The 26,960-nt window shown below is 69.8% G+C and carries 22 protein-coding genes; 13 read left to right on the forward strand and 9 right to left on the reverse strand.

The genetic code is table 11. From position 1 onward, the window contains the following. The first annotated feature begins 100 nt into the window (after positions 1-100). From ACI2K6_RS00325 to ACI2K6_RS00340, 4 genes are all read left to right on the forward strand, one after another. Positions 101-2,809, forward strand: coding sequence for an HAD-IC family P-type ATPase (locus tag ACI2K6_RS00325; RefSeq protein WP_404567700.1), 2,709 nt, complete (start codon positions 101-103; stop codon positions 2,807-2,809). Positions 2,810-2,897: 88 nt separating this feature from the next. Further along, positions 2,898-3,392 carry an FMN-binding protein gene (locus tag ACI2K6_RS00330; RefSeq protein ID WP_323985799.1) on the forward strand — a complete coding sequence of 165 codons (495 nt, stop codon included), beginning with the start codon at positions 2,898-2,900 and terminating at the stop codon, positions 3,390-3,392. Further along, a complete protein-coding gene (locus ACI2K6_RS00335) occupies positions 3,389-4,261 on the forward strand; it encodes an FAD:protein FMN transferase (RefSeq protein WP_404567701.1) in 873 nt (290 codons plus the stop codon). Before ACI2K6_RS00330 ends, ACI2K6_RS00335 begins: the two co-directional genes overlap by 4 nt. After that, the gene (locus ACI2K6_RS00340) at positions 4,258-5,805 is read left to right on the forward strand and encodes an FAD-dependent oxidoreductase (RefSeq protein WP_274179524.1); all 1,548 of its coding nucleotides are present in this window, start codon (positions 4,258-4,260) and stop codon (positions 5,803-5,805) included. Before ACI2K6_RS00335 ends, ACI2K6_RS00340 begins: the two co-directional genes overlap by 4 nt. Before the next feature lie 51 nt (positions 5,806-5,856). Here the strand turns inward: ACI2K6_RS00340 and ACI2K6_RS00345 are convergent, their stop codons facing one another. The 4 genes from ACI2K6_RS00345 to ACI2K6_RS00360 form a co-directional block, all read right to left on the reverse strand. Next, positions 5,857-7,221, reverse strand: a complete 1,365-nt coding sequence (locus ACI2K6_RS00345; RefSeq protein WP_404567702.1) for an HNH endonuclease — start codon at positions 7,219-7,221, stop codon at positions 5,857-5,859. A gap of 99 nt (positions 7,222-7,320) precedes the next feature. Next, positions 7,321-7,740, reverse strand: coding sequence for a hypothetical protein (locus tag ACI2K6_RS00350; RefSeq protein WP_282501039.1), 420 nt, complete (start codon positions 7,738-7,740; stop codon positions 7,321-7,323). Then, the gene (locus ACI2K6_RS00355) at positions 7,737-9,320 is read right to left on the reverse strand and encodes an ATP-binding protein (protein WP_323985794.1); all 1,584 of its coding nucleotides are present in this window, start codon (positions 9,318-9,320) and stop codon (positions 7,737-7,739) included. Before ACI2K6_RS00355 ends, ACI2K6_RS00350 begins: the two co-directional genes overlap by 4 nt. Beyond that, entirely contained in the window at positions 9,317-10,048 is a 732-nt protein-coding gene (locus ACI2K6_RS00360) for a response regulator transcription factor (RefSeq protein WP_274178006.1), read from the reverse strand. The genes ACI2K6_RS00355 and ACI2K6_RS00360 overlap by 4 nt, the downstream gene beginning before the upstream one ends. An 88-nt stretch (positions 10,049-10,136) precedes the next feature. On the opposite strand from ACI2K6_RS00360, the gene ACI2K6_RS00365 reads away from it, so the two are divergent. After that, complete coding sequence (locus tag ACI2K6_RS00365) at positions 10,137-11,150, forward strand: magnesium and cobalt transport protein CorA (RefSeq protein WP_274178005.1); 1,014 nt, start codon at positions 10,137-10,139, stop codon at positions 11,148-11,150. A gap of 76 nt (positions 11,151-11,226) precedes the next feature. On the opposite strand, the gene gndA is transcribed toward ACI2K6_RS00365, so the two are convergent. Further along, positions 11,227-12,819, reverse strand: a complete 1,593-nt coding sequence (gndA, locus tag ACI2K6_RS00370) for an NADP-dependent phosphogluconate dehydrogenase (RefSeq protein ID WP_274178004.1) — start codon at positions 12,817-12,819, stop codon at positions 11,227-11,229. Between the two features lie 69 nt (positions 12,820-12,888). Then, positions 12,889-13,551, reverse strand: a complete 663-nt coding sequence (gene eda, locus ACI2K6_RS00375) for a bifunctional 4-hydroxy-2-oxoglutarate aldolase/2-dehydro-3-deoxy-phosphogluconate aldolase (RefSeq protein ID WP_274178003.1) — start codon at positions 13,549-13,551, stop codon at positions 12,889-12,891. Positions 13,552-13,647: 96 nt separating this feature from the next. On the opposite strand from eda, the gene ACI2K6_RS00380 reads away from it, so the two are divergent. Both ACI2K6_RS00380 and ACI2K6_RS00385 read left to right on the forward strand, forming a co-directional pair. Further along, positions 13,648-15,090, forward strand: coding sequence for a gluconokinase (locus ACI2K6_RS00380; protein ID WP_274178002.1), 1,443 nt, complete (start codon positions 13,648-13,650; stop codon positions 15,088-15,090). A gap of 8 nt (positions 15,091-15,098) precedes the next feature. Beyond that, positions 15,099-16,055, forward strand: a complete 957-nt coding sequence (locus tag ACI2K6_RS00385; RefSeq protein WP_274178001.1) for a phosphoglycerate dehydrogenase — start codon at positions 15,099-15,101, stop codon at positions 16,053-16,055. Here ACI2K6_RS00385 and ACI2K6_RS00390 read toward each other — a convergent pair. Continuing rightward, positions 16,030-16,725, reverse strand: coding sequence for a FadR/GntR family transcriptional regulator (locus ACI2K6_RS00390; RefSeq protein WP_114589581.1), 696 nt, complete (start codon positions 16,723-16,725; stop codon positions 16,030-16,032). The two genes, ACI2K6_RS00385 and ACI2K6_RS00390, sit on opposite strands and share 26 nt — an antisense overlap. Positions 16,726-16,888: 163 nt before the next feature. Between ACI2K6_RS00390 and ACI2K6_RS00395 the strand changes: the two genes are divergently transcribed. Genes ACI2K6_RS00395 through ACI2K6_RS00405 form a run of 3 tightly spaced genes read left to right on the forward strand, consistent with a single transcriptional unit; the run spans position 16,889 to position 20,114 of the window. Continuing rightward, positions 16,889-18,277, forward strand: coding sequence for a GntP family permease (locus tag ACI2K6_RS00395; protein WP_274178000.1), 1,389 nt, complete (start codon positions 16,889-16,891; stop codon positions 18,275-18,277). A 40-nt stretch (positions 18,278-18,317) separates the two neighbouring features. Further along, positions 18,318-19,085, forward strand: coding sequence for a glucose 1-dehydrogenase (locus tag ACI2K6_RS00400; protein WP_112618007.1), 768 nt, complete (start codon positions 18,318-18,320; stop codon positions 19,083-19,085). A gap of 15 nt (positions 19,086-19,100) precedes the next feature. Then, the gene (locus ACI2K6_RS00405) at positions 19,101-20,114 is read left to right on the forward strand and encodes a zinc-binding dehydrogenase (protein ID WP_274177999.1); all 1,014 of its coding nucleotides are present in this window, start codon (positions 19,101-19,103) and stop codon (positions 20,112-20,114) included. A gap of 93 nt (positions 20,115-20,207) precedes the next feature. Here ACI2K6_RS00405 and ACI2K6_RS00410 read toward each other — a convergent pair whose 3' ends face one another. Beyond that, positions 20,208-20,330, reverse strand: a complete 123-nt coding sequence (locus tag ACI2K6_RS00410) for a hypothetical protein (protein WP_274177998.1) — start codon at positions 20,328-20,330, stop codon at positions 20,208-20,210. A 213-nt stretch (positions 20,331-20,543) separates the two neighbouring features. Here ACI2K6_RS00410 and ACI2K6_RS00415 point away from each other — a divergent pair, with 213 nt between their 5' ends. The 3 genes from ACI2K6_RS00415 to mfd all read left to right on the forward strand — a co-directional run bounded on the left by ACI2K6_RS00415 (position 20,544) and on the right by mfd (position 25,484). Then, positions 20,544-21,182: a 50S ribosomal protein L25/general stress protein Ctc gene (locus tag ACI2K6_RS00415; RefSeq protein WP_404567704.1), complete on the forward strand. Its 639-nt coding sequence runs from the start codon at positions 20,544-20,546 to the stop codon at positions 21,180-21,182. Positions 21,183-21,247: 65 nt separating this feature from the next. Then, positions 21,248-21,829, forward strand: coding sequence for an aminoacyl-tRNA hydrolase (gene pth, locus ACI2K6_RS00420; protein WP_274177997.1), 582 nt, complete (start codon positions 21,248-21,250; stop codon positions 21,827-21,829). A 58-nt stretch (positions 21,830-21,887) separates the two neighbouring features. Further along, complete coding sequence (gene mfd / locus ACI2K6_RS00425; RefSeq protein WP_404567705.1) at positions 21,888-25,484, forward strand: transcription-repair coupling factor; 3,597 nt, start codon at positions 21,888-21,890, stop codon at positions 25,482-25,484. Between the two features lie 31 nt (positions 25,485-25,515). Here mfd and ACI2K6_RS00430 read toward each other — a convergent pair whose 3' ends face one another. Further along, on the reverse strand, positions 25,516-26,955 hold the full coding sequence (locus ACI2K6_RS00430) for a basic amino acid/polyamine antiporter (protein ID WP_112618011.1): 1,440 nt from the start codon (positions 26,953-26,955) through the stop codon (positions 25,516-25,518). Positions 26,956-26,960: the final 5 nt, after the last annotated feature.

Below are 26,960 nucleotides of genomic sequence, written 5' to 3' on the forward strand. Positions count from 1 at the left end.
CCGGCGCTGCATCGAGCGTCGGGCTCGGGACGGGGCCGCACCGGGATCTTCTCCGGCGGCCTCCGGTGTACCGCAAAGCCGCACGCCGTAGGATCGGCCCATGGCTGCCCCTGTCTCCGAGGCGGATCTCGAGTCGCCTCGCTCGTACGCCCGCCCCGTCGACGAGGTCGCCGCGGCGCTCAGAACCAGTGCCGACGGCCTGAGCTCGGATGAAGCAGGGCGGCGCCTCGACGCGGTGGGGCCGAACGTCCTTCCCGAGGCCAAGCGCACGCCCGCGTGGCTGCGGTTCCTCTCGCACTTCAACGACACGCTGATCTACATCCTGCTGGCCGCCGCCGCGATCAAGGCGGTCATGGCGGACTGGCTCGACGTGTGGGTCATCCTCGCCGTCGCCATCATCAACGCGGTGATCGGGTATGCCCAGGAGGGGCGCGCCGAGAAGGCTCTCGCGGGCATCCGCGGCATGCTGTCGTCGGATGCGAGCGTGCGCCGAGACGGCTCGTGGCGGAGTGTGCCCGCCGCCGAGCTCGTGCCCGGCGATGTCGTGCGCCTGTCACCGGGCGATAAGGTTCCGGCCGACCTCCGGCTCGTCCAGGCGAGCCAGCTGCGCATCGACGAGGCGGCGCTGACCGGAGAGTCGGTGCCCGCGTCGAAGCAGACCGACCCTGTCGATGCGGATGCCGGCGTCGGCGACCGCGCGTCGATGGCGTTTTCGGGCACCATCGTGGCTGCGGGTCAGGGGCGCGGCATCGTCACGGGCACCGGCGCACGCACCGAGATCGGCAGGATCCAGGAGCTCGTCGGGGGAGCGGGTTCGCTCGCCACGCCCCTGACCAAGCAGCTCGACGCCTTCGGCAGGATCCTGACCCTGGTCATTCTCGGGATGGCCGCGGCCATGATGCTCATCGGCCGGTTCGCGCACGGGATGCCGTTCGGTGAGCTCGTGTCGGCGACCATCGGCTTCGCGGTGGCGGCGATTCCCGAGGGCCTTCCGGCGCTCGTGACGATCACGCTGGCGATCGGCGTCCAGCAGATGGCCCGCCGTCGGGCCATCACGCGCAAGCTTCCCGCCGTCGAGACGCTGGGTTCGGTGACGACCGTGTGCTCGGACAAGACGGGCACCCTGACGAAGAACGAGATGACGGTTCGCCGCATCATCACCCCGATCGCTCGTTACGAGGTCTCGGGTCTCGGTTACGAGCCCGCGGGGGAGATCACGCGGGCCGACGGCGACGGCGTCTCGGGCACCGACCTCGCTGCCCTGCTGGCGGTCGCCGATCTGTGCAACGACGCCGATGTGGTGGCGGATGACGACGGCTGGAAGCTGGTCGGCGAGCCGACCGAGGGCGCGCTGCGCGTCGTGGCGATGAAGGGTGGACGCGTCGGCAATGCCGAGGGGGTCAAGCGCATCGACGTGTTGCCGTTCGACTCGGCGAACAAGTTCATGGCGACGCTGAACGAGGGCGCAGACGGCTCGCGTGCGCTGCTCGTCAAGGGGGCGCCCGACCGGCTGCTCGATCGTTCGACGCGCCAGCGCGGGGCAGCGGGGTCGGATGAGCTCGACCGCGACTTCTGGGAAGCCGCTGTCGCCGAGCTGAGCGCGGAGGGTCTGCGTGTGCTCGCTGCAGCGCGCAAGCCCTCGCGGCTCGACGAGGTCGCCATCGACGACGTCGACGAGCTCGAGTTCCTCGGGCTCTGGGGCATCGTCGATCCGCCGCGTCCCGAGGCCATCGAGGCCATCGCCGACTGCCACCATGCCGGCATCCGCGTGAAGATGATCACGGGCGACCACGCGGGGACGGCGGTGGCGATCGGCCGCGAGATGGGATTGGTCGCGGACGATGAGCCTCGTGTCCTGACCGGCAGCGAGCTCGAGTCGCTCAGCCAGGAGAAGCTGAAGGATGTCGTCCGCGACGTCGACGTCTACGCGCGCACGAGTCCCGAGCACAAGATCCGCATCGTTCGCGCACTCCAGTCGCATGGTGAAGTCGTCGCGATGACGGGAGACGGCGTCAACGACGCTCCGGCGCTGACGCGAGCCGATGTCGGGGTCGCGATGGGCATCAAGGGCACGGAGGCGACCAAGGAAGCAGCCGAGATCGTACTGGCCGATGACAACTTCGCCACGATCCGCTCGGCCATCCGCGAGGGGCGGCGGATCTACGACAACCTGCGGAAGTCGATCGTCTTCCTGCTTCCCACCAACGGCGCGCAGTCGCTCGTCATCCTCGTCGCGGTGGTGTTCGGGCTCGCTCTTCCCCTCTCGCCGGTGCAGGTGCTGTGGGTCAACATGGTGACCGCCGTGACGCTGTCGCTCGCGCTGGCGTACGAACCGGCGGAGCCGGGGATCATGTCCCGTGCGCCACGAGCGAGCGGAGGATCGATCATCTCGCTGCGCGAGCTGATGTTCGTCCTGGTCGTATCGGTGCTGATCGGGGGCGCGACGCTCGCCGCCTTCGCGATCAGCCGGGCGACGGGCGCAGACCTCGAGGTCGCACGCACCGTGTCGGTGTCCGTGCTGGCGCTCGGGCAGCTGGCGTTCCTCCTGAACTGCCGGTTCCTCACCCGGTCGAGCCTGACCGCGGACGTGCTGCGCGGGAACCGGGTGATCTGGTGGTCGGCTGCGGCCCTGATCGTGCTGCAGCTCATCTACACCTACGTGCCGTTCATGAACGCGCTGTTCGATTCGCGCCCGCTCGCGGTGCAGGACTGGCTGCTTCCGCTCGGATTCGCCATCGCGATCTTCCTGGCGGTGGAGGGGCTGAAGGCGCTGCGGCGATCGCGCGAGCAACTCGATGCAAACGCATAGGAACCGCAGAGGGGAGGCATGGCATCGGGCCGCTAGCGTGAGATCAGCCCACCTCCCCCCGGAGGGGCACGACACAGGAGGACCCGCCATGATCCGCGCCACTGCCGTACCCCGTTCGCTCCGCGTCACCGCTGCGGCGGCATCCGTCGCCGGCCTCGCTCTTCTCGCGGGCTGCGCCGGACAGGCCGACGCCGAGCAGACCGTTTCCGGCTCGACGCCGTCCGCCGACGCGACACCCGCGACCGGATCGACCGGCTCGGCCGGTGGGGCGGGCGCAACCGGCGGCACGTACACGGACGGCACCTACACGGCTGAGGGTACGTACCAGACGCCCGAGGGACCCGAGACGATCACCGTTGAGCTCACGATCGCGTCCGATGCCGTGACCGCTGTCGAGGTCACGGGCGAGCCGACCCGCCGCGAGAGCAAGCAGTACCAGTCGCAGTTCATCGGCGGCATCTCGGATGCGGTCGTCGGCAAGAGCCTCGACGAGGTGAAGGTCGATCGTGTCGCCGGCTCATCGCTCACGAGCGGTGGCTTCAACGCCGCCGTGGAGGAGATCCGTACCGACGCGGCGGCATGATCCCTGCGCCTGTCGCGCCCGGCCGGTGGGACTTCGAGGCCATCGGCACTGCGTGGCGCATCGACAGCGAGGCGCCGGTGCGAGACGCCGATCGTGCGGCCGTCCTGGCGCTGGTCGACGCGTTCGACCGGGACTGGTCGCGGTTCCGCGCGGACTCGACCGTGAGTCGGCTCGCGACGGGTGGGACGGTAGCGGCGCCGCGAGATGCTGAGGCCATGCTCGGGCTGTACGACGAGCTGGCGGATGCCACGGACGGCTCCATCAACCCGCTCGTCGGTGACGCGCTCGCCCGACGCGGCTACGATGCCTCGTACTCGATGCGCGACCGCGGCGCAGCGGCTGCGCCTCAGCGCTGGCGGGAGGTCGTCGACCTCTCCGGAGACAGCCTGACCCTGCACCGTCCCGCCACGATCGACGTCGGCGCCGTCGGAAAGGGGCGCCTCGTCGATCTCGTCCGGGCAGAACTGCGGCAGCGGACCACGGGGTGGCTCGTCGTCGATGCGAGCGGCGACCTCGCGATCGACGGGGTGCAGCAGCGTGTCGCGCTCGAGCACCCGTATGACGGGTCCCGGGCGGTCGGAGTCTGGACGCTTGACGCCGGGGCGCTGTGCGCCTCCGCGACCAACCGTCGAGCGTGGGGCGATGGTCTGCATCACGTTCTCGACGCGCGCACGGGCGAGCCGGTTCGGGAGTACGCAGCGACGTGGGCGGTCGCTTCGGACGCCATGACGGCGGATGCCGTCGCCACAGCCCTCTTCTTCGACGGCGGCCCTCGCTTCGCGGAGCGCAGTGAGGCCTCGTGGGTGCGGATGCGCACCGACGGTTCCGTCGAATGGTCACCCCACTGCGAAGCGGAGTTGTTCGTATGACATCCCTGACGGCCCTTCGAAACCGAGCCGTCGGCGCGCTCGGACGCGTGTCGATGTACCGATTCGTCCTCCTGGCCCTCTCCCTGCTCGCGGTCATCGCCTTCGTGCTGACCGTCGCCGGTCAGATCGCGGGCGATCCGCTGGCTCTCCCGGTGTCGCTCGTCGTCCTGGCCGGCGCGATCATCGTGGTGGATGCTGTAGCGCAGCGGCTGCTCGGCCGAACGTGGCGCATCGAATCGGCGGTCATCACCGCGCTCATCCTGCTGTTCGTGCTGCGTCCGACGCTCGATCCGGCGGGGATCGCGGGGCTCGCGGTCGCCGGGGTGGTCGCCTCCGCATCGAAGTACCTGCTGGCCTGGCGTGGGCGACACATCTTCAATCCCGCCGCCGCCGGAGCAACGGTGCTCACTGTGCTCAGCATCCCGTTCCCCGACCTGGGCGCGTCGGCGTGGTGGGTGGGGTCGCCCGTTCTCGCGGTGCCCGTCATCCTTCTCGGCGGTCTTGTGCTCGTGCGCACGGAGAAGGTGCGGGTGGTCGCGGTCTTCCTCGTCGTCGCGGTCGCTGTCGCGCTCGTGCGGACGTTCGTGCAGTACGCCCAGGTCTCGCTCCCCGTCGATGCGACCGTCATTGGGCAGGTGCTGTGGTCGTCGCCGTTCCTCTTCCTCGGTGCGTTCATGCTGTCCGAGCCGCTGACCCTTCCGCCGCGTCGGAGGCAGCAGTACGCGGTCGCTGCGCTGGTGGGCGCGCTGGCGGGCTGGCCGATCCTCATCGGTGACGTCAGTCTCGGACAGGAGCGCGCGCTGCTCATCGGCAACCTGCTCGCGTTCCTCTTCGCCTACCGCGCCGCGGTGCGCCTGACCTTCGTCGAACGCACAGCGCTGACCCCCTCCGTGCGGGAGCTGACCTTCCGCGCTCATCGCGGCTTCCGATTCCGTCCCGGACAGTACCTCGAGCTCGAAGTGCCGCATCGCCGTCCCGACGCGCGGGGCACGCGGCGCGAATTCTCGATCGTTTCGGCGCCCGCGGAGCTGCCGGAGGTGCGGATCGCCATCCGCGAGGGGTCGCAGTCGAGCTACAAGAAGGCGCTCGCGCTGGTCGAGCCCGGTCGCGATCTTCCCGTCACCGGCGTGTGGGGCGATTTCGTGCTCCCCGCACGGACCGATGCCAAGGTGTTGCTCGTCGCGGCCGGTATCGGGGTGACGCCCTTCGTCTCGCAGTTGCGCGAGATGCGTCTGGCGGGGGAGCGGCGGGATGTGGTCATGGTCTACGTGGCATCGGATGCCGACGAGCTGGCCTTCCGCGATGACATCATCGCTGCGGAGATCCCGGTGATGGTCGTGACGCGAGACGAGCCTCGGAACCTGCCCGACCACTGGACGTGGACGGGCGGGGCGCGGCTGACCGCGGCATCTCTCGCCACGCTCGTGCCGGACCTCACCGAACGGCACGCGTTCATCTCGGGACCGCCGCGGCTCATCGCCGACCTCGCCCCGGCGCTCTCGAAAGCGCGGTCGCTCACCACGGACGCCTTCGCCGGATACTGAATTCGCAGTGCGTGTCGAAATAGCGCGACGCATCAGAAGGGTCGCGACGCATCAGAAGAGTGGTGCGAGATCCGGCGGCGGCCCGCCGGTTCCGACGCGAGATCGCGGTGGGCCGGAGGTGTCGATGGTGAAGCACACCGCGGGTATGGGAACGTCTTCGCGGTAGACCCGGCCGAGGGGCGAGGTCCATTCCAGGACCCCGCCGCCGACCTGTCTGACCTCCCATTTGGTGAATTGCTTCATCGAGTGGTGCCGCTGGCAGAGGTGGGCGAGGTTGAAGATGTGGGTGTGGCCGCCGAGGGCGTAATCGATCGTGTGATCCAGTTCGCAGCGGATCGCGGCCCGTCGGCATCCGGGGAACCGGCAGTGCTGATCCCGCGCCATCAGGAGCTTCTTCATCGACGCGGTCGGCCGGTACGTGTCGATCTCAACCGGCGTCCGGGTGACCGGGTCGACGAACAACCGGTCCCACTCGCCGACCTGCCCCGCGAGCTCGCGCGCCGTATCAGCATCGATCAGCGCAGCGCCCACCGCTTCGGCGGGGTTCTCGTCACGCCCCATCAACGTCTCGGCGGTGACCGCCACCTGCACGCGTGCCCGGATCGCCCCCAGCCCACCAGCCCGATCGATCCCATACGTCGGGTCAACGACCGGCGCCCCGCCGAGCACCAGGTCGCCGAGGATGTCGGCCCGCAGCTGATCCATCGTCCGCGTATCGGCGGGCTCGCATGCGCCTGCGGCATCCGCCCCCGCACCCGCGGTCCGGGCGTCCTTGACGGACTGTCCCATCTGCGTGAGCCGGTCGAGCATGCCCACCGCGATCACGGTCGGGACGGTCGCGATGACATCCGACATCCCGTCCGTCCCGTGCGAGACCCGCACACACCGCCCGGCGGCGGCGTCGCGGTGCCGGTCGGTGAACGTGCGCTCGTGCAGCTTCTCCGCGAGGGCACGCAGGGCCGGTTTCACCCGGGTGGCGATGTCGCGCTCGCACACCGCGATCGCCGCGACCTCGAACTCGCCCCGCACCTCATCGGGCAGCCCGGTTCCCGCTTTGACGACCGCGTCGACGTGGTCGCGGGTGATCCGCCGCTCCTCCCACGCCGAGAAGACGGTCGGGTAATCGTCGACGATCGTCAGCGCATGGTCGATGTCGGCCTGCAGGCGCCTGTCGGTCCGCCGGGCCAGCCCCGCAGCTTCAGCCGCGACCGACCGCAGCTCCATGTCCGAGGCCATCCCACGCACTCCGTCACGGCGCGCCTCACGCAACGCGGACCGGCCCAGCTCGGCCAGAGCCCGCACCGAAGCGACATCCGCGTCATGCACCAGCGCGAGCGCCTCGCCGTAAGCCGCGATCGCGGGGCCGTGCGGCGAGACCTCGATCTCGTCCGAGCCGCCACCCCTGTTCGCTGACATGTTCCCATTGTGGCAGCCGGGTCAGACATTCACATCGAACATAGCTACGAAATGCAAAACTCGTCAGACCCCACCCCTGGGGAGGAATCGCCGACCGGCTCAGCCGCCCGCCCGACCGCGCCCGTCGATCTCGGAACAACGGTGTTCGACAGCACGTGCGATGTCATCCACCGCGCGCCACAGCGCCGTCGATGCATCCGTCGGCGACGGGCTGGCATCCCCGCGGAGACGGCGCTTGAGGAGGTCCTTCGCTTCAGCGCGTTCGATGTCGGCGGCGAGCTCGAAAGCGAGAACGTCGAAGTCGCGCTCCGCATATCCGTCTACGGTCGCTCGTACTCTGCCCAGCTGCGCATCGTCGCTCTCGAGGTGCAGGTGAGTGCGGAGCGCTGGGTCGTACGGTGTCGCACCGACGTAGGCGATGTCGCCTGTCGCCGCGTCGACCCAGACGTAGATCCATGAGCTGGACGGCTGCACCCGCCCGCGGCGGACCGCCACGATCCGCGGCTCACCGAGCGTCACGGCATGTCCTGCGTTCCGCTCGCCTGCTCATTCGTGGTCGGTCCCGTCCCGGCATCCGACGGCTCGCCCGTCTCCGGGGCGGCCGGTCTCGCGGTCAGGCGCAGTTCGAAGGTGGTCGAGCCGGGCTCGCTCTGCACGGTGAGCGAGCCTCCGTGCGCGGCAACGATCGCGCGCGCGATCGACAGGCCCAGCCCTGTGCCGCCGGTCTGACGCGCGCGGGAGCGATCACCGCGTGAGAAGCGTTCGAAGATTTCGTCAGCCACGGCGGGGTCGATACCCGGGCCGTCGTCGTGCACCGACAGGATCGCCGTGCCGTCCGCAACGCGCACGGAGGTGGTGACGGTGGTCCCCGCCGGGGTGTGCACGCGGGCGTTCGCCAAGAGGTTCGCGACGACTTGCGTGATGCGGGTGGCATCCGCGGCGACGATGACCGGATCGTCGCCGACGTCCAAGCGCCATTCGTGGTCCTGGCCCGCGGCACGCGCGTCGGCGACGGCATCGACCGCGAGCGCCGTCAGGTCGACGGTGCCGTAGACGAGCTCCTGGCCCTCGTCGAGGCGGGCGAGGAGCAGCAGGTCTTCGACGAGCCTGGTCATGCGCAGCGACTGCGCCTGGATGCGCTCGAGGGCGGCCGTCGTCGTCTCTTCGACCCCGGGCACGCCCTGGCGCATCGCGCGCAACGAGAGCTCCGAGTATCCGCGGATCGAGGCGAGCGGGGTGCGCAGCTCGTGGCTGGCGTCGGCGACGAACGACCGCATGCGCTCCTCGTTGCGCTGGCGTGCGATGAGGGATGCGTCGACATGGTCGAGCAGCGTGTTGAGGGCGGCGCCCACGCGGCCGATCTCATCATGGTCGTCGGTCTCCTCTGCGGGCACGCGCTCGGTGATGGAGACAGCGCCCTGCGCGAGGGGGAGCGACGCGACCCTCGTCGCGGTGTCAGCCACAACGCGCAACGGCCGGAGTGAGCGCTGGATGACAACCGCGATCGCCGCGCTGAGGAGGAGCAGGCCGCCGACGGTCACGATCGTGATCGTGGTGACGACGATTGCGACAGTCGTATCGACCTGTGCGAGCGGAAGAGCACCCAGCCCGGTGATGTCGCCCGCTTTGAACGACACGACGCGGAACGCGCCGAGATCGCCGATCTCGATCGTCGCCGGAAGGGCGCTGAGGTCGGTCGAAGCCAGATCGTTGAGCTCCGCGGTCGTGAGGCTGCGCACTCCCTCGTCGCCGTCGAAGGTCGCGCCGGTGACGGGACCGCGCGGGTCCTGCACCAGCAGCGTGTAACCATACGGGAGACCCGTCGTGCCGGCGATCGTCTCCTCCGCGGAGCGCACACGCACGACGTAGCCGCTGCTGTCGAAGAGTTTGAGCCCGCGCGTGAGCGATTCGGCGTTGGTGGTGACGGTTGAGACCAGCACAGTTCCGATCGTGGTCGCGAGCCCGACGGCGCTCGAGATGAGCGTCAGCGCGACGACACCGACCACCGTGACCATCAGCCGCGTCTGCAGCGTCCAGCGCTTGCGGGCGCGCCGGTCCGTGCGCCCGTGCGCGCCGGCGCCATCCGGGGCGGACGTCACTGCGGAGCTTTGATCATGTAGCCCACACCCCGGACGGTGTGGATGAGCGGCTCGCGACCCGCATCGATCTTCTTGCGCAGGTACGAGATGTAGAGCTCGACGACCGAGGATCGCCCGCCGAAGTCGTAGTTCCACACGCGGTCGAGGATCTGGGCCTTCGACACCACGCGGCGCTGGTTTCGCATGAGGTAGCGCAGGAGCTCGAACTCGGTGGCGGTGAGCTCGATGCTCGTCCCGCTGCGTTCGATCTCGTGCGAGTCCTCGTTGAGCGTGAGGTCCCCGACGCGTAGCACGGGGTCGGCGCCACCGGCTGTCGCGGTTCCGGCGCGCCGCATGAGACCCCGCAGCCGTGCGACGACCTCCTCGAGACTGAAGGGCTTCGTGACGTAATCGTCGCCGCCCGCTGTGAGCCCAGCGACGCGGTCGCCCACGGAATCCTTCGCGGTGAGGAACAGCACGGGAACATCGTCGCCGGACTGACGAAGGCGCTGCAGCACCGACATCCCGTCGAGGTCGGGCATCATGATGTCGAGCACCATGGCGTCCGGCTCGAATTCCCGGGCGAGCGAGAGCGCCTCGAAGCCGGATGCCGCGGAGCGGACCTCCCAGCCCTCCATCTTCAGTGCCATCGAGAGCAGATCGGTGAGCATCTGCTCGTCGTCGACGACGAGGATGCGCAGCGGGGAGCCGTCGGGACGCTGCAGTGCCGTGGGAGCGGGAGTGGTCATGAGCCCATTGTGAGGCGTTCGCTATGGAGAAGCTATGGACGATGCTATGTGCGCGCTGTGAGCTCGGGATGTGGCATACGGTGACGTCATGACGAACGTTGAGGCGGCGGTGTATGTCGACGGGTCGCGGATCGGCGACGGTCTGGCGCCGCGCGACGCCGCGGTGCTCGCGCGCGAACGGGGCGGCTTCGCGTGGGTCGCGTTGATCGACGTCGACGACGCGCAGATCGAGTCTCACGCGGCCGAGCTGGGGGTACCTCCCATCGCGGTCAAGGAAGCCCTCCGCCCGCATCAGCGGTCGATCTTCGAGCGGTACGGCGACCACGCCTTCGTGGTGCTGCAGCCCGCGCATTACGACGATGCCTCCGAGACGGTCCGCTGCGACGAGATCGACGTGTTCCTCGCACCGCACCTCATCGTGACCGTGACGCGCTCGGATCGCATCGACCTCAGCGAGCTCCAGGGTCGTCTCGACAGCCACCCGGACCTGCTCCGCCGCGGCCCGGCATCCGTCATGTGGGTACTCGCGGAACTCGTCACGACCGGTTACCGCGTCGTGCTCGACGGCGTCGAGAACGACATCGACGAGATCGAGGATCAGCTGTTCGGCGACGACCCCGGAGTGTCGAGGCGCATCTTCGACCTGCAGCGGGAGGTGATCGACCTCGCTCACGCCACGACGCCGCTGCCGGACGTCCTGACGCGGCTCGCTTCGACCCTCACGGATGCCGCGGCCGGCGCCGAACCGGCCGGATGGGACGACGTCCGCGGCCGCGCGCAGTACGTGGCGGAGCGCGTGCAGTCGATGCGACACACGCTCGACGACGCGTTGACGATCCACGCGACCCTCGTCAACCAGCGGCTGGACGAGAAGATGGCCGACCTCACCGTCGTCCAGGTGCGCCAGAACGAACAGGTCAAGAAGATCTCGTCGTGGGCGGCGATCGGATTCGCCCCGACGTTCGTCGCGAGCGTTTATGGCATGAACTTCAGATTCATGCCCGAGCTGGACCAACCGTGGGGCTACCCGATGGCGCTCGGGCTGATGGTGCTCCTGAGCGCCGGTCTCTACGGGATCTTCAAGCGCAACGACTGGCTCTGACGTCTCGTCGTCGCGTACAGCGAAGGCCCCGCCGAGCGGAGATGCTCGACGGGGCCTCGTGACCTCAGGAGTGGGGTCAGTGCGTGTCTTCGGCCTCGACCTCGGAACGGTCTCCCGACCACAGCGTGTGGAAGGTGCCGTCCTTGTCGATGCGCTTGTAGGTGTGCGCACCGAAGAAGTCGCGCTGGCCCTGGATGAGGGCTGCCGGCAGGCGCTCCGCACGCAGGCCGTCGTAGTACGACAGCGACGAGCTGAAGGCGGGAGCGGGGATGCCGGCGCCGGCCGCGGCCTGCACGACGTGGCGCCACGCGTCCTGGGCGCGGCCGAGCGCCTCGACGAAGTACGGCGCGGTCAGCAGGACGGGGAGCTCGTCGCCGGTCGCGTACGCGTCGGCGATGCGGTTGAGGAACTGCGCGCGGATGATGCAGCCGCCGCGCCAGATCTTCGACACCGCGCCGAGGTCGATGTTCCAGCCGTACTGGGCAGCGCCGGCACGGATCTCGTCGAAGCCCTGCGAGTAGGCGACGATCTTGGAGGCGTAGAGCGCGAGGCGCACCTGCTCGATGAAGGCGTCGGCGTCCTCGACCGTGAACGACGCGTCGTCAGGGCCGGGCAGCGAGCCGGACACGTCGCGCTGCTCGCGGTGGCTCGAGAGCGAACGCGCGAAGACGGCCTCCGCGATGCCCGAGACGGGCACGCCGAGGTCGAGCGCGGTCTGCACGGTCCACGCGCCGGTGCCCTTGGCACCGGCCTGGTCGACGATCACGTCGACGAGGGGCTGACCGGTGGCGGCATCCGTCTGACGCAGCACCTCGGCGGTGATCTCGATGAGGTACGACTCGAGCTCGCCGCGGTTCCACTCGGCGAAGATGTCGGCGATCTCGGCGGGCGATTTGCCGGTGCCGCGGCGGATGAGGTCGTAGGCCTCGGCGATGAGCTGCATGTCGGCGTACTCGATGCCGTTGTGCACCATCTTCACGAAGTGGCCGGCGCCGTCGTGGCCGACGTGCGTCACGCACGGCTCGCCCTCGGCGACCGCGGCGATCGACTTCAGGATGGGGCCGAGGGTCACCCACGACTCGTCGGGGCCTCCGGGCATGAGCGAGGGCCCGAGGAGGGCACCCTCCTCACCACCGGAGACGCCCATGCCGACGAAGTTGAAGCCGGCCTCGCGGACCGCCTTCTCACGACGGATGGTGTCGGTGAACAGCGAGTTGCCGCCGTCGACGATGATGTCGCCCGGCTCGAACACCCGCATGAGCTCGTCGATGACGGCGTCGGTGGGGCGACCCGCCTTGACCATGATGATCGCGGTGCGCGGCTTCTGCAGGTTCGCTGCGAACTCCTCGTAGGAGAAGGCGGGGATGAAGTCCGCCTCGGGGTGAGTCTCGATGAGCTCGTCGGTCTTCGAACGCGACCGGTTGAACACGGCGACCGTGTTCCCTTCGCGGCTCGCGAGGTTGCGGGCGAGGTTCGAGCCCATGACGGCGAGTCCGACCACACCGATGTTCGCGGAGCCGGACCCGGCCTCGGCGGGAGCGCTGCTCTCGTCGGGGGTCGGGCGGTCGACCTCCTCGGGACGCGGGGCGCCCTCGTGGACCGTGGCCGCTTCGTGCGGCGCCTGATCCTGATCGGTCGAGGGTCCTGTCGGTGAGGGGGTCGACGCCATGCGTAGCTCCAGGTTCGCGTGCGGGTGGGGTGGCCAGGTGCTGCGAGAGAGCCCGGCTCTCTCGCCACTTTATCCGTTCGGCAGGCCGGCCGGAGCGGCTTGCGACAAGGCGTCGACACGTGCGACCGCGTCGGATGCGGCGCGGGTGATGGCGGCGGCATCGCGTGCTCGGACGGCGGTCCGCGGCAGCATCCACGAACCGCCGACGGCGGTCACCTGCGGGTGCGCGAGATAGGCGTCGAGGTTCGTGGCGTCGATGCCGCCGGTCGGCACGAACCGCAGGTCGCCGAAGGGGCCGGCGAGAGCACGCAGGGCGGGGAGGCCGCCCGAGGTCTCGGCGGGGAAGAACTTGACCGTGGTGATCCCGGCCGCGAGCGCCCCCATGATCTCGCTCGCGCTGACGGCTCCGGGAATGAGGGGAACCCCGAGGTCGGCGGCGCGGTCGGCGACCGCGGGGTGGAAGCCGGGGGAGACGAGGAAGCGGGCACCGGCGGCGACGGCGGTGTCGACCTGGGCGGGCGAGACGATCGTGCCCGCGCCGACGAGCACGTCGCCTCGTTCGGCGATGGCTTCGATGGCGGCCGGTGCTGCGGGGGTGCGGAAAGTGATCTCGGCCACCGGGAGCCCGCCCTCGGCGAGCGCAGCGGCGATGAACAGGCCCTCGTCGGCGGTGTCGGCCACGACGACCGGAACGAGGCGGTGGCGGGCGATCTGATCGAGAACAGCGACCATGATGTTTCTCCTCGGGGTGTCCATCGTCGGCCGAATGATCATATCATTGAGTCTCGGCGACGCTGCTGCCCGCCGGACACCCGACGATGGGCCCCTATGAAGATCCTCGCTCTCGAAGCCAGCACCACCTCGGCGAAGACCATGCTCTTCGACACGGACACCGGCGCGGTCGCCGTTCGCAGCCGCCGGTTCGAAGTCGATGGGCCCGATTCGGCCGTCCGAGATGCCGACGCGATCTACATCCAGCTCATGGCCCTCGGTCGCGAGGCCGCAGCCGGCCAGCGGATCGACCTCATCGTGCTGAGCGGCACGTGGCACGGCCTCACCCTTCGCTCCGACGACCTCTCGGCGGTCACCCCGGTGATGGAGTGGCCCTACACCGGCGCGCAGGACCTCAGCGCCGCCCTCCGTGCGGACGACGACTTCACGTGGTGGTTCTACGAGCGCACGGGCTGCATGGTCAATGCCATCTATCCCGTGTTCAAACTTCAGCACCTCCGTGCGCAGGGGCTCGACATCGACGGGCTGCTGGCCCTCGACCAGGCCAGCCTCATCTTCGCTCGGATGACGGGTGAGGTCTGGACGAACGATTCCCTGGCCTCAGGCAGCGGGCTGCTCTCCGCCACCGATGCGACGTGGGACAGCGAGGTCATCGACCGGTTCGATCTCGGTCGCGTCCGGCTGCCCGAGCTGCACGAGACCACTGCCACGGCGCCCCTGTCGGCCGAGGCCGCGGTGCTCCTCGGACTCGCCGCGGGCATCCCGGTGCTCACCCCCGGCCCGGACGGCGGCTTGAACCAGATCGGCGACCTCGCGACCGAGCCCGGCGAGATGACCTTCTCGATGGGGACGAGCGGCGCCCTCCGCGTCGCGTCGCGTCATCCGGCGTTCTCGCCCACGCTGAGCACCTGGTCGTACCGCTCGCCGCTCGGTGCGCTGAGCGGCGCAGCGACCTCGGGATGCGGCAACTGCGTCGACTGGGCGCGCGACCGCCTGTTCGGGGCTTCGACCGACTACCTCGACATCGAGCCGTCGCTGTCGACCGACCGGGTCGACCTGCCCGTCTTCCTGCCCTTCCTGTTCGGCGAGCGGAGCCCGGGCTGGCAGGACCAGCGCCGCGGCGGCTTCGTCGATCTCGCGCCGGCACACTCGCGCGTGGACATGTACCAGTCGGTGCTCGAGGGCATCGTGTACTCGCTCTACCACTGCTACAAGGAGCTCACCGCCCTCGGTGGGACGCCTCGTCGCATCGTCCTCTCCGGCGGCGTCCTGTCGTCGCCGTTCTGGACGCAGCTCACGGCCGACGTGTTCGGGGTCGAGATGCAGGTCTCGGCGCAGCAGCACACCTCGATCGTCGGTGCGGTGCGGATGGGGATGCTCGCGAGCGGGCTCGACCTGCGGCATCCGGCCTTCGACGACGTCGAGGTGCGGACGATCACGCCTCGTGAGCAGCACCGAGATCGATACGACGAGGGGTTCGCCCGGTACCTCGATCAGTATCAGCGCACTGTGCCCGGATCGTTCGAGGCAGTCCGATGAAGGTCCTGGTGACGCCGACGTCTCTGTGCCGCGACCCGCACGGCGCATCGCTCCGCCGCCTCCGCGAGCAGGTCGGCGAGGTTATCCTCAATCCTCACGGGCGGCCACTCACGGCGGCGGAGCTCATCCCGCTCGTCGCCGATGTCGACGGCATCATCGCCGGGCTCGACGAATACGACGGGGCCGTCTTCGCGGCCGCGCCCCGATTGCGTGTTCTCGCTCGCTACGGGGTGGGTGTCGACCGGGTCGACCTGGACGCCGCCGCGTCGAGAGGCGTCATGGTCACTCGGACTCCCGGCGCGAACGCGATCGCGGTCGCCGAGCTCGCGATCGGCCTCGTGCTCGCCGCAGCGCGGGGCATCCCGCGGCTCGACGAGGCGGTGCGTGCGGGGGAGTGGCCGCGCCTCGAGGGCAAGGAGCTCACGGGCACCACCGCGGGGGTCGTGGGCTTCGGCGCCATCGGCCGCCTGGTCGCCGAGCGTGCGCGAGGGCTCGGTATGGAGGTGGTCGCGTACGACCCGATGCTGCCCGACGAGGCGTTCGCGCAGGCCGGGGTCGAGCGGGTCGGCATCGACGAGCTGTGCCGCCGCAGCGATGTGGTGAGCCTGCACGTCCCGCTGCTGCCCGAGACCCGTCATCTGCTCGATGCGCGCCGACTGAGCCTGCTGCCGCCGGGAGCGATCGTCGTCAACACCGCGCGAGGCGGCCTGCTCGACGAGGCCGCGGCGCGCCGCGCACTCGACGAGGGGCGCCTCCACGGGGTCGCCGTGGATGTCTACGAGACCGAGCCGCCGTCCAGTTCGCCGCTCGTCGGGCATCCCGGCGTGGTGGCGACGCCGCATGCGGGAGGGCACACGAGCGGTGCCGTGCAGCGAATGACGGATCAGTCGATCGATGCGCTGCTGGCGGCGCTGCGCGGCGAGCAGCCCGACGGCCTGGTCACACCAGCGCCCGGACCTCGCTGAGGACCGCGTCGACGTAGCCACGGGTGTGGCGCTCCGCACCGTCGGCGTCGCCGCGCGCGATCGCCGCGGCGGTGCGCACGTGGTTGTCGAGCGCCGCTTCGTAGGGGATCGCGGGAGTGAGTCCCACGTCGGAGCGCCCGGCGATGACGGCGGCGATCGCCGCCTTGTTCGCGGCGAGCATGAGGTTGCCGCTCATGTCGAGGATGAGGTCGTGGAACTGGATGTCGACCTCGAGGTACTCCGGCGATGCGCCCTTGCCGCTGCGACCGAGCTCCTCGAGACGCGCCGCGAGGCCGAGGAGCTGCGAGCGCTGCACGTCGGTGCCGCGCTGGGCGGCCAGTCGTGCGGCGATCGGCTCAACGGCGGACCGCAGCTCGTTCACCACGACGATCTGGTGGTCGCGGCGCGGTGATGCGAGCTGCCAGCCGATGAGGCGGGTATCGAGCGCGCTCCACTCGTTCGTCGGCGTCACGGTGAGACCGACGCGCCGGCGCGACGAGAGCATCCCCATCGCCTCCAGCACCCGAACCGCTTCGCGGATGACGGTGCGAGAGACCCCGAACTCGGCTTCGAGATCGGCGAGGGTGCATACCGACCCGGGTGCGAGCTCACCCGACGCGATACGCAGCCCGAGGGCGTCGAGCACGGATCCGTGGGATGCCTGCGCCATGACGCCTCCGATAAATACGATCAGTGGTTGTAAAAGATACGATCATTGTGCGAGGATCGCTCTGCTCCGCTGCCGTGGCACGGGGCAGCTCGAATCCTAACGCGGGACGATCCGCGGGGCTCAGCCCTCGGTCGTCCGCTTCCCGACATCAACGGAGATACCGATGGAAGACTGGACCCAGACCCTGGGTGCCGGACCGCTGCTGCTCATCGCAGTCGGCGCGATCGCCCTCATCCTGTTCCTGATCATCGTCTGCAAGGTCCACGCCTTCCTGACGCTGATCATCGTCTCGCTGCTCACCGCGTTCGTCGCGCAGGTGCCGGTCTCGGCGATCGCGAAGACGCTCACCGATGGATTCGGTGGGACACTCGCCGGAGTCGCCCTCCTCGTCGCCCTCGGCGCGATGCTGGGCAGGCTCATCGAGCACTCCGGCGGCGCCAAGGCGCTCGCCGACAAGTTCGTCGAGGTCTTCGGCGAGAAGCGAGCACCCTTCGCGCTCGGCATCGCCTCGCTCATCCTCGGCTTCCCGATGTTCTTCGACGCGGGCCTGGTGATGATGCTCCCGATCATCTTCGCGATCGCCCGCCGCGTCTCGAAGGCGAACGTCCTGCTCTTCGGCATCCCCGCCGCCGCGGCGTTCTCCGTCATGCACGTCTTCCTGCCGCCGCACCCCGGCCCCGTCACGGCGACCGAGGCGTACGGAGCCAACCTCGGTCTCGTCCTTCTCCTCGGCCTCGTCGTCGTCTTCCCCGTCTGGTACGTCTCCGGTTACCTGTGGGGCAAGTTCATCGCCGCGCGCATCCCGCTGCCGGTGCCGGCTCTCTTCGGCGAGAAGGATGACGACCAGCCGGCGAACCCGCCGCGTCCGCTGACGATCGTCCTGCTCCTGCTCCTGCCGATGTTCCTCATCTTCATGAACACGGGGCTCACGACCCTCGCCTCCGCCGGCGCCGTGTCGACGGACGACCTGTGGGTCCAGGTGCTGGTGCTCCTCGGCAACTCCTTCGTGGCTCTGCTCATCACCGTCATCGTCGCGACCTTCGTGCTGGGCACGCGCCGCGGCGAGAACGGCACGGCGCTCGAGAAGGTCGTCGACTCGGCTCTCGGTCCTGTCGCCTCGGTCATCCTCATCACCGGCGCCGGCGGCATGTTCGGCGGCGTCCTGCGCGCCTCGGGCATCGGCGACGCGCTCGCCGACACGCTGTCCGACCTCGGCCTGCCGATCATCGTGGCCGCATACGTCATCGCCGTCATCATCCGCCTCGCGCAGGGGTCGGCCACCGTTGCTCTGGTGACGGCAGCAGGCCTCGCGGCGCCGGCTGTCGCTGCGGGTGACTTCAACCCGCTCCAGGTGGCCGCCATCGTCCTGGCCACCGCGGCCGGCTCGGTGTTCGCCGGACACGTCAACGACTCGGGCTTCTGGCTCGTGGGCCGCCTCATGGGCATGGACGTGAAGACGACCCTGAAGACGTGGACCGTGCAGCAGGCCATCGAGTCCGTGACCGCGTTCGTGCTCGTGCTCGGTCTGTTCGGGCTCGCGTCCCTCATCTGAGCCGCTGCTGACGGCTCTGCCCTGACGTTAAGGAGTTCCGATGTCCTCTCTGTTCGATGTGACCGGACGCGTCGCCCTCGTGACGGGCTCGTCGCGCGGGCTCGGGCGCTCCCTCGCGCTCGCGCTCGCCCGCGAAGGCGCACGTGTCGTCGTGCACGGCCGTGATGCCGAGGCGGTCGAGCGCACGCGGCGTGAGGCCGCCGAAGCCGGTTCGCCGGAACCGGTGGCGGCGGTCTTCGACGTCACGGATGCCGCTGCCGTCGAGGCGGGGGTCGCGGCCATCGTCGCCGAGGTCGGGGTGCCCGACATCCTCGTCAATAACGCGGGGATCCAGCGGCGGGCCCCCTTCGCGGAGTTCTCGGTGTCCGACTGGGACGAGATCGTCGCGGCCAACCTCAACGGCGTCTTCTACGTCGCGCGCTTCGTGGCCCCGGGAATGGTCGAGCGCGGGTCGGGGAAGATCGTCAACATCGCCTCGGTGCAGTCGGCGCTGGCGCGCCAGACGATCGCGCCGTACTCGGCGACCAAGGGCGCGGTAGCGCAGCTCACGAAGGGGATGGCGGCCGACCTCGCTCGACACAACGTGCAGGTGAACGCGCTGTCGCCCGGCTACTTCGCGACCGAGATGAACCGCGCCCTCGTCGACGACGCCGATTTCAGCGCGTGGCTCACGCAGCGCACCCCGGCACAGCGCTGGGGCGACTTCAGCGAGCTCGATGGGGCCCTGCTCTTCCTCTGCTCGGATGCCTCGAGCTTCGTGTCGGGGCAGAACATCTTCGTCGACGGCGGCATGACCGCCGTCGTCTGATCCGGAAGGACCGCCATGCGCGCAGCGCACATCCATGGAAAACAGCACATCGAGATCTCGGACGTCCCCGAGCCGTCGCCCGGCGAGGGAGAGGTGCGGATCCGGGTGGACTTCGTCGGCATCTGCGGGTCCGACCTCCACTACTACTACGAGGGTGCCAACGGGGCTTTCGTCGTGAGGGAGCCGCTGATCCCGGGGCATGAGCTCAGCGGCCGCATCGATCTCGATCCGACCGGGGAGTGGGAGTCCGGCACGCCCGTGACGCTTCACCCCGCCACCTTCGGCCGCAAGGTCGAGGCGATCGCCGACGACCCGCACCTCTGGCCGGGCGGAGCGTATCTGGGCAGCGCCTCGACGACGCCGCACACCCAGGGCGCCCTCGCCGAGCTCATCGTCGCCGATCGGTCCATGGTGCGACCCCTCCCGCCGACGCTGCCGGTCCGTCGTGCCGTGCTGGCCGAGCCGCTCGCGGTCGCCCTGCACGGGCTGAGCAAAGTAGGCGACGTCGCGGGTGCGCGGGTCCTCGTGACCGGTGCCGGGCCGATCGGACTGCTCGCGGTGGCAGCGGCGACCGCTGCCGGGGCGGCGGAGGTGCACGCCACCGATGTGCTGGCCGGACCCCTCGACCGTGCGAGCCGACTCGGCGCGACCCGAACGTTCGACGTCACCACGGAGCAGCCCCCCGCCGACGCCTACGACGTCGTGCTGGAGTGCTCGGGCGTCGCGGCGTCGGTGTCCGCCGCGTTGCGCGCCGTGCGGCCGGCGGGGCGCGTCGTACAGGTGGGCATGGTCCCCAACGAGCCGCGACCGGTCAACCTGGCGCCCTTCATCTCCAAGGAGGTCGTCTACGTCGGCACGTTCCGCTTCAAGGACGAGATCGACGAGGCGGTGCGCCTCCTCGACGAGCGACCCGAGATCGAGCAGGTGATCACCCACGTCGTCGACGCCGCCGACATCGTCGAGGCGTTCGCGACGGCGAGGGACTCGGAGGCGTCCGGCAAGGTCGTCGTCGCGGTCTGGCCCGCCTGAACTCGACACGAAAGCGCGAGGCGCGCCACCTCACCCGGTGGCGCGCCTCGCGCTTTCGTCGATCGGGCCGTCGCGGCGACGCCCGCGGGCGGGTCAGCCCTTGCGGTAGCCCTGTCGTCCCATCGCGAACAGCGCGAGGCTGACGGAGACGATCGACCCGAGCGTCATCGCTCCGATGACCCACAGAAGCACGTGAGAGAACCAGCCGTATTCCATTTTTCCTCCGGGCGTAGACGACGTCTCACCCACCCTACCCAGCGCTGGTAGAGTAGGGGTGTACTTCGGCGAGGGATGCCGCGTGCCCGCTGTGCGGGAACCGGGATCCGTGATCGACGAGGGTGTGTGCAGGACGTTTCCTCTCCACGCGCTCGCGTTCGCGTCGAACCCGCATACCGCTGAGCAGGGCCCCGGGCCCACAAGGAGAAACGCATGTCCACCGAGACCGACACCAAGGTCGTTGCAGAGACGCGCACCAACTTCGGCAAGGGCTTCGCCCGCCGTCTGCGTGCCGCCGGTCAGATCCCCGCCGTCATCTACGGGCACGGCACCGACCCCGTGCACGTCGCCCTGCCGGGCCACCAGATGCTGCTGCTCGTCCGCCGCGCTAACGCCGTCATCGAGCTGACCATCGACGGCAAGGAGCAGCTGGTCCTCGTCAAGGACGTCCAGCGCGACCCCGTGCGCCAGATCATCGAGCACATCGACCTCCTCGTCGTGAAGAAGGGCGAGAAGGTCCAGGTCGACGTTCCCGTCGTCGTCACCGGCGAGCCGTTCTCGGGCACCATCGCGACGCAGGACGCGTCGTCGATCACGCTCGAGGTCGAGGCCACCCACATCCCCACCAACGTCGAGGTCGACGTCGAAGGCCTCGAGGACGGCGCGCGCATCACGGCCGCCGACCTGACGCTGCCCCGCGGCGCCACGCTGGTGACCGACCCCGAGACGCTCGTCGTCGCCGTGTCGGTCCCCGCAGCGACGCTCGCCGCCGTCGACGAGATCGAGGCCGCCGACGAGGCGACCGCCGCCGAGCAGTCCGACGAGGCTGAGAGCGACGAGAAGTCCGAGTAATACTCACCCCTGCGGAGCCCGTTCTCACCTCGTGAGGACGGGCTCCGTCGTTCGAAAGGCGCGCCATGGCGGATACCTGGCTCATCATCGGTCTCGGCAATCCGGGGCCGCGCTACGAGGCGACCCGGCACAACATCGGCCAGATGGTCATCGACGAACTGGCGAGCCGGCGCGGTGAGACGCTTCGTTCGCACAAGGCCAACGCCTGGGCAGCCGAGTCCTGGCTCCGGCCCGGTGCTGCCAAGATGGTGCTGGCCAAGCCGAAGACGTTCATGAACGTCTCGGGAGGCCCCGCGGCTGCGCTGGCCTCCTTCTACGGCGTCGACCCGGACCACGTCGTCGTGGTCCATGACGAGCTCGACATCCCCTTCGACACCATCAAGCTCAAGACGGGCGGCGGCCACGGCGGCCACAACGGCGTCCGTGACATCGCCAAGGCGCTCGGCACCCCCGAGTTCGCGCGTGTCCGCGTCGGGATCGGGCGGCCCACGGGGTCCCAGGATCCGGCCGACTGGGTGCTCGACCCCTTCTCGGCGACCGAGCGCAAGACGCTCGGCATCCTTGTCTCGGATGCTGCGGACGCGGTCGAGGCGGTCGTGGGTGATGGTCTCCTCGCCGCGCAGCAGCGCTTTCACGCACCGCGCTGAGCACGCTGCCCGGGCACGGCGAGGCGCCCGTGTCGGCGGCCGGCGGTAGGCTTCTGTGGTGACAGTTCCCGGGATCGTGCGCGCCCTTTCGCAGGCTGACTCCTTCCGGGAGGCGGTGACATCCGGTGCGGTCGGCAGCGTCGACTACTCGCTGGCCGACGGCCTCGACGCCCCGCTCCTCGCCGCGCTGCTCGAGCAGCGCCGGAGCGAGGGCCGACCCGCTGTCGTCCTCGCCGTCGCGCCCACCGGTCGTCGCGCCGAAACGCTCGGTGCTGCGCTGCAGTGTCTCGTCCCCGAGACCGAGATCGTTCACTTCCCTGCCTGGGAGACCCTGCCGCACGAACGTCTGAGCCCGAGCCCCGAGACGGTGGGGCGTCGGCTCGCCGTGCTCCGCCGTGCAGCGGCCCATGATGGCGGCACGCCGTTGATCATCACCGCCTCGGTGCGCGCCGCTCTGCAGCCGCTTGCCGCGGGCCTGACCGACGCCGAGCCGATCTCGCTCAGGGTGGGCACGCGCGGGAGCGACCTCGAGCAGGTCGTCCGCCGTCTCGTCGAACTCGCCTATCACCGTGTCGACATGGTCTCCCGCCGCGGCGAGTTCGCCGTGCGCGGCGGCATCCTCGACGTCTTTCCGGCCGCGGCCGACCACCCGCTGCGCATCGACTTCTTCGGTGACGAGGTCGACCAGATCCGCGCGTTCTCCATCGCCGACCAGCGGTCGCTCCCGGGCGAGGTCGAGAAGGCCGAGCTGCTTCCGGCCCGCGAGCTGCTCCTGACGCCGGCCGTCCGCGAGCGCGCTGCGGCGATGGCGCCGACGTTCCCCAGCCTGACCGGCATGCTCGAGAAGATGTCGCAGGGCATCCCCGTCGAGGGGATGGAGTCGCTCCTGCCCGCGCTGGCGGAGGGGGTCGTGCCGCTCATCGACTACCTGCCCCGAGGCTCCGCGATCGCGCTGGTCGATCCCGAGCGCTCGCGCACTCGGGCGCGCACGCTCGGCGAGACGAACCGTGAGTTCCTCGAGGCGGCGTGGAGCGCGGCCACCGCCGGGGCGGACAGCCCGGTCGATCTCGGCGCGGGCGACTTCCTGACGCTCCCCGCGCTGCGCGAGGCGATGCGTGAACGCTCCGGCGTGTGGTGGACGCTCAGTGCGTTCGACTCGGGAGCAGCGGATGCCGCGGACGAGGGGCTGACCGACACGGGCGACGACCTGCGCATCGACGGCAGTGCGGTGCCGTCTTTCCAGGGCAACGTCGACGGCGCCACTGCTCATATCGGTGACCTCCTCTCGCGCGGCTGGCGCGTCGTGGTGTGCGCGTCCGGTCCCGGGCTCGTCGACCGTGCCCGCGACGTGCTCGCCGAGCGCGGCATCGCCGCACGCACGAGCGATGGGGTCGCCGAATTGGCCGACGAGGCCGTCGCGGTCTGCGTCGTCGCGTCGCTCGAGCGCGGCTTCGAGTCGGCGGAGGCGAAGCTCGCCGTCCTGACCGAGAGCGAGTTCTACGGGCGCACGATCGGCAGTGACGGCCGCGTGGTGAAGAAGCTCGCGACACGACGGCGCAACGTCGTCGATCCGTTGCAGCTCAAGCCCGGTGACGTCGTCGTCCACTCGACCCACGGCATCGGAAAGTTCGTCGAGCTCGTGCAGCGCGAGGTATCGAGTGGCGGACGCAACGCGGTGAAGACGCAGCGCGAGTACCTCGTGCTCGAGTACGCGCCCGCCAAACGCGGCTATCCCGGCGACAAGCTCTTCGTGCCGACCGATCAGCTCGACCAGCTCTCGCGCTATGTCGGTGGTGAGGCGCCGGTGCTCTCGAAGATGGGCGGCAGCGACTGGGCGGCCGCGAAGGGCAAGGCGCGCAAGGCCGTTCGTGACATCGCCGTCGAGCTCGTCAAGCTGTACTCGGCCCGCATGGCGTCGAAGGGTCACGCGTTCGGGCCCGACACCCCGTGGCAGCGCGAGCTCGAAGAGGCGTTCCCGTTCGCGGAGACGCCCGACCAGCTGCAGACGATCGACGAGATCAAGGCCGACATGGAGAAGCCGATCCCGATGGATCGCCTGCTCTCGGGCGACGTCGGGTTCGGCAAGACAGAGGTCGCCGTCCGCGCCGCGTTCAAGGCGATCCAGGAGGGGAAGCAGGTCGCGATGCTGGTCCCGACCACGCTTCTCGCGAAGCAGCATCTCGAGACGTTCACCGAGCGCTTCGCCGGATTCCCGGTCAAGGTGCGCCCCCTGTCACGGTTCCAGACCGCGAAGCAGGCCCGCGAGACGGTCGACGGGCTCGCCGACGGCACCGTCGACATGGTCATCGGCACCCACCGCATCCTGACCGAGAAGGTCGCCTTCAAGGATCTCGGGCTCCTCATCATCGACGAGGAGCAGCGGTTCGGCGTCGAACACAAGGACTCGCTGAAGAAGCTGAAGACCGGCGTCGACATCCTCGCGATGAGCGCGACGCCGATCCCACGCACGCTCGAGATGGCCGTGACCGGCATCCGCGAGATGTCGACCCTGGCGACCCCGCCCGAGGAGCGGCATCCGATCCTGACCTATGTCGGACCCCGCAGCGACAAGCAGATCGCGGCGGCCATCCGACGTGAGCTGCTGCGCGAGGGCCAGGTGTTCTTCGTGCACAATCGCGTGCAGTCGATCCAGCGGGTCGCGGCGCAGCTCGGTGAGCTGGTGCCCGAGGCGCGCATCGCCGTCGCGCACGGCCAGATGGGGGAGCACCAGCTCGAGCAGGTCGTGGACGATTTCTGGGAGCGGCGTGCCGACGTCCTCGTCTCGACGACGATCGTCGAGACCGGACTCGACATCTCGAACGCCAACACCATCATCATCGACCGTGCCGACAAGTACGGACTGAGCCAGCTGCACCAGCTGCGCGGCCGGGTCGGGCGCGGGCGCGAGCGCGCTTACGCGTACTTCCTGTACGACGAGAACAAGCCGCTGAGCGAGACCGCCGCCGACCGGCTCGAGACGATCGCGGTCAACAACGACCTCGGCTCGGGCATGCAGGTCGCGCTGAAAGACCTCGAGCTGCGTGGCGCGGGAAACCTGCTGGGCGCCGAGCAAGCCGGTCACATCGCCGGTGTCGGATTCGACCTCTACCTGCGGATGATCGGCGAGGCCGTCTCGACCTTCCGGGGCGAGGAGGTCGACGGGCCGGCCGAGCTGCGGCTCGAGCTCCCCGTGGCGGCGCGCATCCCCGAGGACTACATCGACAGCGAGCGCCTGCGCCTCGAGGCCTATCAGAAGCTGTCGGCTGCGGCAGCCGTCAGCGCGAAGGATGACGCGATCGATCTCGTCGTCGAGGAGCTGACCGACCGGTACGGCCGCCCGCCGGCCGAAGTGGAGGGACTGTTCGCGGTCGCTCGTCTGCGTCGTCGGGCCGCCCAGTCGGGGCTCACCGACGTCGTCGCGATGGGGCCGAACCTGCGGGTCGCGCCGGCGCGCCTGCCCGAGTCGATGCGCATCCGACTGCAGCGGCTGTACCCCAAGGCCAAGCTCCTCGCCGGCGGCGAAGCCCTCGTGGTCCCGCTGCCGACGGCAGGCGGCACCGTGCTCGGCGATGCGGATCTCATCGCCTGGACGGGTCAGCTGCTCGAGCAGCTCTTCCCCGTCGCCGCGCCGACGACGCCCGCCGCGACGTCCTGACGCGTCTCGGCCTCCTCGTCGGGGGCGCGCGTCAGAGGGTGATGCGACCGGTCGCCAGCAGCACGACGGCGCACACGGCACCGAGCACCGACGCGCCGAAGATCACCCATTCGATGCGCGTGAAGACGCGGGCTCCGGCGCGCCGACGCGCCGCGGCGAAGAGTGCTGTGCCCGGCACGATGATCAGCAGCGAGAGCAGGAGGTAGTGCGCTCCGGCAGCGATCAGGAGGAACGTCGTGTACGCCGTCGCGATCACGGCGACGACGAGGTCGCGCATCCGCGCACGATCGCCCGGGCGATAGGTCTCGCCGGTGACGGTGAGCTTGAGCGCGTACCCGGCCGAGAGGACGAACGGGATCAGCACGAGGACACTCGTCAGATCGAGTGCCACCGAGAACGCGTTCTCGGCGAAGAGGACCACGACCAGCAGCACCTGCACCAGCGTCGTCGACAGGAGGAGCGCACCGACCGGCGTGTCGTCGGCATTGGTCCGCGAGAGGAATCTCGGGAGATCGCCCGACCGCGACGCCTCCAGCAGGACCTCCGCGGCCATCAGGGTCCACGACAGGTACGCGCCGAGCACGGCGACGATGAGGGATGCGCCGATGAAGACTGCACCGGCCGGGCCGACGATCGTCTCCAGGACTCCGCCCAGCGACGGCTCGGGCAGAGCGGCGATCTCCTCCCGCGGCAGCACGCCGAACGAGACGATGGTCACCGACGCGAACACCGCAAGCACGCTGAGGAAGCCGAGGAGGGTCGCGCGGCCCACGTCGCGGCGCGACCGGGCGTGCCGCGAGTTGACGCTCGCGCCCTCGAGACCGATGAAGACGAAGACGGTGACGAGCATCGTGGCGCGGATCTGGTCCCACAGCGGAGCGCCCGACGGGCCCGCCCAGTTGGCGGCGAACACCGCGGGATCGAAGACGGTGGCGCAGAGGATGACGAACACGACGATCGGCAGCGTCTTCGCGATGCTGACGACGCGGTTGACGGCGGCCGCCGATCGCACTCCGCGGCGGATCAGGATGAAGAACAGCCAGAGCCCCGCCGAGGACACGGCCACGGCTGCCACCGTGTCGCCTGCGCCGAGGGCCGGGAACACCGCTCCGAGGGTGGAGGTGATGAACACCCAGTAGAAGACGTTGCCCGCGCACGCGCTGGCCCAGTAGCCGAACGCCGAGAAGTATCCGAGGTACCTCCCGAAACCGGCTCGCGCGTAGCTGTAGACACCCGCGTCGAGATCCGGCCGACGATTGGCCAGAAGCTGGAACGCGAAGGCGAGCGCGAGCATGCCCCCGCCCGCGACCGCCCACGCGATGAGCGTCCCGGCGACCCCGGTCTCGGCCGCGAAACCAGCGGGGAGCGAGAACACGCCCGCTCCCACCATCGACCCGATGACGAAGGTCGACAAGGTGAGCATCGACACGGTCGCCGGGCGGGCTCCGGGGCGCGTGAGAGCGGACTCCATGGGGG

The sequence above is a fragment of the Microbacterium sp. NPDC006705 genome (genome assembly GCF_044903545.1).
In the GTDB taxonomy this organism is placed as follows: domain Bacteria; phylum Actinomycetota; class Actinomycetes; order Actinomycetales; family Microbacteriaceae; genus Microbacterium; species Microbacterium plantarum.

What these genes read in the sequence shown, in the direction of transcription:
- ACI2K6_RS00330 (WP_323985799.1), top strand. Translation starts at nt 2,898, where the DNA reads ATGATCCGCGCCACTGCCGTACCCCGTTCGCTCCGCGTCACCGCTGCG.
- gndA (WP_274178004.1), bottom strand. Translation starts at nt 12,819, where the DNA reads ATGGCGTCGACCCCCTCACCGACAGGACCCTCGACCGATCAGGATCAG.
- ACI2K6_RS00380 (WP_274178002.1), top strand. Translation starts at nt 13,648, where the DNA reads ATGAAGATCCTCGCTCTCGAAGCCAGCACCACCTCGGCGAAGACCATG.
- ACI2K6_RS00430 (WP_112618011.1), bottom strand. Translation starts at nt 26,955, where the DNA reads ATGGAGTCCGCTCTCACGCGCCCCGGAGCCCGCCCGGCGACCGTGTCG.
- ACI2K6_RS00400 (WP_112618007.1), top strand. Translation starts at nt 18,318, where the DNA reads ATGTCCTCTCTGTTCGATGTGACCGGACGCGTCGCCCTCGTGACGGGC.
- ACI2K6_RS00405 (WP_274177999.1), top strand. Translation starts at nt 19,101, where the DNA reads ATGCGCGCAGCGCACATCCATGGAAAACAGCACATCGAGATCTCGGAC.
- ACI2K6_RS00415 (WP_404567704.1), top strand. Translation starts at nt 20,544, where the DNA reads ATGTCCACCGAGACCGACACCAAGGTCGTTGCAGAGACGCGCACCAAC.
- eda (WP_274178003.1), bottom strand. Translation starts at nt 13,551, where the DNA reads ATGGTCGCTGTTCTCGATCAGATCGCCCGCCACCGCCTCGTTCCGGTC.
- ACI2K6_RS00340 (WP_274179524.1), top strand. Translation starts at nt 4,258, where the DNA reads ATGACATCCCTGACGGCCCTTCGAAACCGAGCCGTCGGCGCGCTCGGA.
- ACI2K6_RS00345 (WP_404567702.1), bottom strand. Translation starts at nt 7,221, where the DNA reads ATGTCAGCGAACAGGGGTGGCGGCTCGGACGAGATCGAGGTCTCGCCG.
- pth (WP_274177997.1), top strand. Translation starts at nt 21,248, where the DNA reads ATGGCGGATACCTGGCTCATCATCGGTCTCGGCAATCCGGGGCCGCGC.
- ACI2K6_RS00325 (WP_404567700.1), top strand. Translation starts at nt 101, where the DNA reads ATGGCTGCCCCTGTCTCCGAGGCGGATCTCGAGTCGCCTCGCTCGTAC.
- ACI2K6_RS00410 (WP_274177998.1), bottom strand. Translation starts at nt 20,330, where the DNA reads ATGGAATACGGCTGGTTCTCTCACGTGCTTCTGTGGGTCATCGGAGCG.
- ACI2K6_RS00365 (WP_274178005.1), top strand. Translation starts at nt 10,137, where the DNA reads ATGACGAACGTTGAGGCGGCGGTGTATGTCGACGGGTCGCGGATCGGC.
- ACI2K6_RS00335 (WP_404567701.1), top strand. Translation starts at nt 3,389, where the DNA reads ATGATCCCTGCGCCTGTCGCGCCCGGCCGGTGGGACTTCGAGGCCATC.
- ACI2K6_RS00360 (WP_274178006.1), bottom strand. Translation starts at nt 10,048, where the DNA reads ATGACCACTCCCGCTCCCACGGCACTGCAGCGTCCCGACGGCTCCCCG.
- ACI2K6_RS00395 (WP_274178000.1), top strand. Translation starts at nt 16,889, where the DNA reads ATGGAAGACTGGACCCAGACCCTGGGTGCCGGACCGCTGCTGCTCATC.
- ACI2K6_RS00390 (WP_114589581.1), bottom strand. Translation starts at nt 16,725, where the DNA reads ATGGCGCAGGCATCCCACGGATCCGTGCTCGACGCCCTCGGGCTGCGT.